The sequence below is a fragment of the Methanococcoides seepicolus genome (genome assembly GCF_023684405.1).
Taxonomy (GTDB): domain Archaea; phylum Halobacteriota; class Methanosarcinia; order Methanosarcinales; family Methanosarcinaceae; genus Methanococcoides; species Methanococcoides seepicolus.
This window is the reverse complement of record NZ_JAGSOI010000040.1, coordinates 21,221-27,548: the sequence shown is the minus strand read 5'-3', so window position 1 is coordinate 27,548 and position 6,328 is coordinate 21,221. Positions and strand designations below refer to the sequence as shown.

Annotated in this window: 7 protein-coding genes; 1 reads left to right on the top strand and 6 read right to left on the bottom strand. The window is 43.1% G+C overall.

Annotated features, from left to right (window positions below):
• The coding region (locus tag KDK67_RS09710; protein WP_420846926.1) for a transposase-like zinc-binding domain-containing protein at positions 1–109 on the bottom strand (109 nt) is incomplete at its 3' end.
• Positions 110–205: 96 nt separating this feature from the next.
• A complete protein-coding gene (locus tag KDK67_RS09705; protein ID WP_250868590.1) occupies positions 206–1,246 on the bottom strand; it encodes a methionine synthase in 1,041 nt (346 codons plus the stop codon).
• Between the two features lie 176 nt (positions 1,247–1,422).
• Here KDK67_RS09705 and KDK67_RS09700 point away from each other — a divergent pair, with 176 nt between their 5' ends.
• A complete protein-coding gene (locus KDK67_RS09700) occupies positions 1,423–2,448 on the top strand; it encodes a CobW family GTP-binding protein (protein WP_250868591.1) in 1,026 nt (341 codons plus the stop codon).
• A 62-nt stretch (positions 2,449–2,510) separates the two neighbouring features.
• Here KDK67_RS09700 and KDK67_RS09695 read toward each other — a convergent pair whose 3' ends face one another.
• The 4 genes from KDK67_RS09695 to prf1 all read right to left on the bottom strand — a co-directional run bounded on the left by KDK67_RS09695 (position 2,511) and on the right by prf1 (position 6,288).
• The gene (locus KDK67_RS09695; protein ID WP_250868589.1) at positions 2,511–2,921 is read right to left on the bottom strand and encodes an inorganic diphosphatase; all 411 of its coding nucleotides are present in this window, start codon (positions 2,919–2,921) and stop codon (positions 2,511–2,513) included.
• 50 nt (positions 2,922–2,971) lie between these two features.
• Positions 2,972–3,214, bottom strand: coding sequence for a DUF1294 domain-containing protein (locus KDK67_RS09690; protein WP_250868588.1), 243 nt, complete (start codon positions 3,212–3,214; stop codon positions 2,972–2,974).
• 103 nt (positions 3,215–3,317) lie between these two features.
• Positions 3,318–5,021 carry an arginine--tRNA ligase gene (gene argS, locus KDK67_RS09685; RefSeq protein WP_250868587.1) on the bottom strand — a complete coding sequence of 568 codons (1,704 nt, stop codon included), beginning with the start codon at positions 5,019–5,021 and terminating at the stop codon, positions 3,318–3,320.
• Positions 5,022–5,043: 22 nt separating this feature from the next.
• Positions 5,044–6,288, bottom strand: coding sequence for a peptide chain release factor aRF-1 (gene prf1, locus KDK67_RS09680; RefSeq protein ID WP_250868586.1), 1,245 nt, complete (start codon positions 6,286–6,288; stop codon positions 5,044–5,046).
• Positions 6,289–6,328 lie beyond the last annotated feature (40 nt).

Here is a 6,328-nt window from a genome sequence, read left to right as displayed (position 1 = left end):
TAATCTCCACTGAATAGTTATACCCACAATCATGGCATTTGTAGCGTTGACGTCCATCGATTTTACCGTTCTTTTTATGATTGGAGCTCTTGCACCTGGGACAGTTCATGCATAAATATAGGTCCTAATAACATAAAAACTCTACTTAAATACCAATGCCCTTTTTTTAACTACTGTTCTTTACATTAATTCGTTGTTTCAGTTTTTAGTAGAGTTGCTTGTTCTGGAAAATACTGATACCTTCTTCAACATTGCTCAGCAACTGACAGGCGATCTCCTGTGTCGGCCATGAGCCAACTCCACAGTCCGGACCAACATATTTTATGCGGTCCCCAAATATGGAATGGGCATTCTCAAGGCGTTTTGCAATGATCTCCGGGGTCTCCATTTCTGTTACGATCTCAGGCAGATACTGGGTGTCTTTCCAGACATTTGTATTGTATTTCTCGTTCAGAACGGAAGCAAGATTGAAAATATCGGTCCTTGCGATACCTACACGAAGGAAAGAATCCGTGTCTTCAAGCACTTTTTTGTCTATAAGGTCAAGATAGGAAGGATTGGCTGCTGATTCCACGCCTATTACATTGATACTCGGAGTGTCACATGCAATCTTGTAATGCAATGGTGAATGTAAATGTATTTCTACATCTACATCCTGTTTGCCTGCATAGGCGGTAGAAAGGCTCAAAGCTTTCACCAGTTCAGCATCTTCAAACATTACCTGTGGATTGATACCTATACTTGGCTCATCGATAGACACCGTTCTGATGTTGAAGTTCTTTGCGGACTTGATGGCCTTACTGATAAAACGATCAATGCTGACTGCAAGCGTATCCAGGATGTCGGTATATTGGGTTCCCCCGAAATCCTTGAGATAAAGCTCAAGAGGACCTGTCACGCAGACGCGGACATCCGGCTTGTCGCCTGTCTCCTCTTTGTATTGTGCGGCAGTCTTCTCCAAAATATCAAGCTCGAGGATGCGCGCACTGTCCTCTTTGACCTTGAAAGGCTCTTCCACACACTCCGGGTCCTTGATTATGGACAGGAACTGCTCGTTCATGTCCTGGAACTGCGGATATGTTGCGACCTGCACACCTGCATCTAATTTCTGTTTGAATGCTGATCCTATGATATTGAAGAGCTGCTCATCACTATCCCTTTTTGAAAAGGCGTTCGCCATCCACTCTTTCGTTACACCTTCCGGTAACGGAAAACTTCCAATATCATCAAAGATCAGGTCTGTCATAGCTACTCTACTGTAAGTATCATTTATAATAGTAGCGAAATGAGAAGATCATCTCCTATCTCTCCGGATATCTGCAAGATTTATAAGTAAAGACTCACAAGTTTAAAGCCAGTCTTGATCTTAAACAATTATCTTTTAAAAATATCATTCTCTCGCTGGTGAAATAATTGAAAATAATGATAATAGGCGGCTTTCTCGGAAGCGGCAAAACCACTACTCTGTTGAAGCTTGGAAAACATCTTAGCGATACAGGACACAAGATAGCAATAATAGTGAACGAGATAGGCGAGATAGGCCTTGACGGTGATACCCTTTCAAGTACCGGTATCGTTACGGAAGAACTAACAAGCGGGTGTATCTGCTGTACGCTCAAGATAAGTATGGAATACACTTTGAGCAACCTTTCGGATGAATTCCATCCAGATGTTATTATCATCGAACCTACCGGTATCGCTTTCCCAAGACAGATCAAGGACGATATTGCACTGATGAAGATCGATGACTTGAGCTTTGCCCCTATCGTTAACATTGTGGATGGAACAAGGTTCAATACGGAGATAAAACAGACACCAAAGTTCATTCAGACACAGATCGAAGATGCTGATATCCTCTGTATCAACAAGGTCGATATAGCAGAGAAAGAAAAGGTTGCAGAGGTCAGGAAATTCCTGGAAGGGCTCAATCCCGAAGCAGAAGTTATCGAGTTCTCTGCAAAGGAAGCCGATGAAAAGTTCCAGAGACTCATAGACCTGCTGGCTGGTCAGAGCAAGGAAAGGGAAGTAAGGGAAAACATCAATTCCATTGAAGCTTCCGAAGTGAGCTCCTATTCCGGCGAACTCACTATCAAGGACTGCGAACTGGAAGCCGAAAAGGCAGAAAAATATGCCATCGATGTTCTAACTTCCATAGGCGAACAGATCAAAAAGCTAAACCCTGATTTTGTAGGTCATATAAAGATGGCACTGGAATATCCCGAAACCCTCATGAAGGCCAGTATCACATCTTCCGAGAGTGCACCCAATATAGAGTTCTTTGAAACAAAAAGCAAGAATTGCACCCTGAAGTTCCTCTCAGCGGTTACTAATGTGGAAAAGGAAGAACTTGTGAAGATCGTTGAGACCACGATAAAGGAGCATCTCAAGCAGGAAGGCATACCTTTTGGTAATAAGGTCAAGAATCTACAGACCATCGATATCCTTTAAGGGAGATGCTTATCCCTTCACTTTTTCTTTTTTATTTTAGAACAGTATGATATGCAGTGATTTTAGACCTTATCGAACAGTTCAATACCTTCAAATCTACACTCTGCAAATCTTCTTTCAAATATCAGATAGCGAAAACGCTTGAACAATGCGTATGTTCGGAAATATGTACTGAAAAGTGTGGCAGAATATGTACTGCTGCCGGAAAAGAACAGTTTTTTATCGTCTCTTAAAGAATCATCTACGAATTTCACAACCCCATCCGCATCGTCCAATCTAACAAGAGTGCCCTGAACAAGATGTGGACCAAGCACAATGGCATCTTCCTCCATCCCATCAGCACCTACTGTACCTTCAATGAAACCATAATTGAATATCGTAGGTATAGGAGAAAAGAACACTTTTTTGTATTCATCTTCCACTTTATGATACTTGAAAAAACTGAACTTGGGGGTCTCTATCCTTATACGCATTCAAATAAAGTAAGCACTCTTTTTTAAAACACTTTTTGGATCACAGAGGCTCATTTCAAAAATGGAAGAACATGCTCAACAAAAAGGTAACCTTCTACTATCAATATCAAAGGCATACCTATCTTAAAGGTCGGATGTCTCGTTTTGTGCCTGAAGGCTTCCATACCAAGGATAGAACCAATACTGCCTCCAAGTATAGCCCACCTGAACAGCTTCTTTTCAGGGATCCGGTACTTATTTTTGATAGCCTTTCTCTTGTCAGAGAACATAAGCCAGAAAGAATATGTGTTCACTAAAAATAGATACAGGAGAATGTACAAATATAATTCCATTCTTCATTCTCCGTTTATCTCATATTAGGTCATTTTTCTGTTGATCTGCATCCTTACTGCAAGCTTACATGGATTCAGGTGCGCCCAATCCAAGAGTATCCAGAGTGTTGGCAAGAACCATTCTTGCACAATCCACCAGAGCAATACGGCTTGAACGTAATTGTTCATCCTCTGCATTCAAGACAGATACAAAGCGGTAGAACTGGTTGAACGCATCTGCAAGTTCTCTTGCATAGATAGCAAACGTGTGAGGTCTGAGCTCTTTTGCACATTGATCGAGCATGTGGTCGAACATTGCCATTTTCTTAATGAGAGAAACTTCAGAATCTTCCACAAGAAGAGCAGCATTGATAGGTTCTTCCGGTTTCCAGATACCTTCATCCTTAGCTTTCTGGAGAATGCTACATGCACGTGCATGTGAGTACTGAATAAATGGCCCACCCTGTTTTTCAAAGTCAAGGGCTTCTTTCCAGTCGAACACTGTGGATTTTTCAGGTGATACTTTTATGATATCGTATCTCACCGCACCAATTCCCACGATCTCAGCCACATCTGCCTTGAAATCATCAGGCATCTCCGGGCGGCGCTTGTCAACTTCTTCATACGCCTGTGTCTTTATCTGATCCAGTAGGTCATCAGCACTGATGAACTTACCACTTCTTGTGCTCATTGAGCCTTCCGGAAGTGATACGAATTCAAAGATAACGAATTCAGGCTCTTTCTTGCCTATTGCATTAAGGGTTGCCTTGAGCTGACCGGATATCAATTTGTGGTCTGCTCCGAACACATCGATGATCCTGTCCGCACGCTCGCCTTTCCATTCATGATATGCAAGATCACGTGTGGTGTATAGGGATGTGCCGTCAGTACGCTGTATCACCAGTGTCTTTTCAAATCCGTAGTCCTTAAGATCTACAACAAGTGCACCGTTGTCAATCTCCGTGCGACCTGTGGCCTTTATCTCTTCAACTATCCTTGAAACATCGCCGGACCTGATGAAACCGGATTCCTTCGGGAACTCGTCATGTGCCACATTCATCTTCTTAAGCGTTTCTTTGATGCCGGAAACTGCCAGACCGACCGCCTTATCAAAAGTTTCGATGGTAGCTGCATCTCCTTTTTCAACAAGCTGCATAAGCTTGTCTATCTCAGCTACTTTTTCAGGATGAGCATTGAGTTCTGCGTTTGCTTTTATGTAAACATCTGCAATGGCATGGTCAGGCTTGGAGCTCTCATCAAACTCGAAGTGGCCAAGAGCCCAGGAAACTATTGCTATCTGGCGACCCATATCATTAACGTAATAGTGAAGTTCCACATCATATCCTGCACGTTTGAGAATACGCCCGAGGGTATCACCGATTATGGAATTCCTTATGTGACCCACATGTAGCGGACCGTTAGGATTTGCCGAAGTGTGCTCGAGCAATATCCTGCCTTCAGAGAAATTGCCACCAAAGGCTTCTTTTTGCTCCCTTATGGCCAGAACTGTGCCCTCAATGAAATTACGGCTTGCCCAGATATTCAAATAGGGACCCAATGCCTCAACTTTCTCTACGAGAGAGCCTTTAGGTATCACAATTTCGCCTGCTATCTTCTCAGCAACATCCTTCGGGCTCTGCTTTGCAACAGAAGCTAACCTGAATGCTATTCTTGAAGACAGGTCTGCGTGCTGTGAAGGACCAAGCTCCATATCGTCTGCTTCAAACCCTGCTGAACTGACAGCATCGTTCAGTATACTTGTAACCTGATCTATAAAATCTAAAAACAAAATGATCACCTTTAAATTAACTTTAGATACCTGTGTTGAAGCGCAATATCGCTACAACGCCGCCAAAAGCTTTCAACAGTTGTGAACCTTCCTCGAAATCAGTGGATATGAACTCCACCCTTGTGCCCATTTGGTCACATATCTCAGACAATTGATCAACGACATCCACCTTTTCAGTGATCTCAAGATAAGAGCCACATTTAGGGCAATTGCCAGTAGGAGAACTGCTGTCCCCGGGCTTGAACTCGCGACTTGTCTTCTGCTCATAATCACAAGAAATACACTTGACGGTTTCCCTTACAGCTCTGAGGTCCTCGGATATCAATAATATATCCACAGCACCTATTATGAGGTTCTCACGGACATTATCTTCACCATAGGTCGCTTTGCCGGAATCCGATACCAATTCCCTGAAGAACTGTTGCATCAGCTTCTTCTCGACCATGAGATCAAGGTCTTCAAGTCTCTCGCCCGCAGCATTCACGAGTTCGGGAAGACCGGATTCATCGGTGTATGCAACATCGAAAAGACCAAGGACCTTCTTCTCGATCTCATGGTGGAAGAAATTACCTGATTCGAACTCTTCCTTTGTGGGTGACGGACCACCTATAAGCACTCCTTCGAAATCTTTCTGGTCTACTGCAAGGAAGACCTCACTTGCAGCATCTCCGATACGTTTGTAGAAATCATGTATGGCAATAAGTCGCAATTGCTGGAACCTGTGAGCACTCTGACCACCCTTTCTCTGTTTGCCGGGTACAGTGGAAGTAAGCTTACGGAATGCTTCTATCTGTTTACCCGTGAGAAGACCAACCGTAGCTTCACGCCTGTCCAATACAAGCAGACCATAGGTCTTTGCTTCCTTTAGCATCTCTTCCAATGGGGTAAGGAAAAAAGACGAATCGCAGTGATATCTGTAAGTGATAATAGGTTGGGGTGGCTCAACAATGGTGGTCTCCATATTGGTCTTGTTCGCACCAACATCTACCGCACCAGTAAAATATACGATCCCGTTCTCCGGAACTGTACCATACCTGAGCCTTGACATAATAGAATCGATGGCTCCCTGCACATTGGTCTTGGTAAGCTTGGATTTGATATTGGAAGCCTGGCTATGTTCATTCCTAAGCTGTGATACAACGTCTGAGATCTGTTTATCAGGAGGTATGTACAGAGAAATAAGTTCGGTACCACGACCTTTTTTTCCCCTTAACGATTCCAGTTTCTTTTTAAACTCGTATTTCTGATGTGAAGATTGTTCAGCCATTGTAGGAATACTCCATAATTAGGATCAATTGGAATTATAG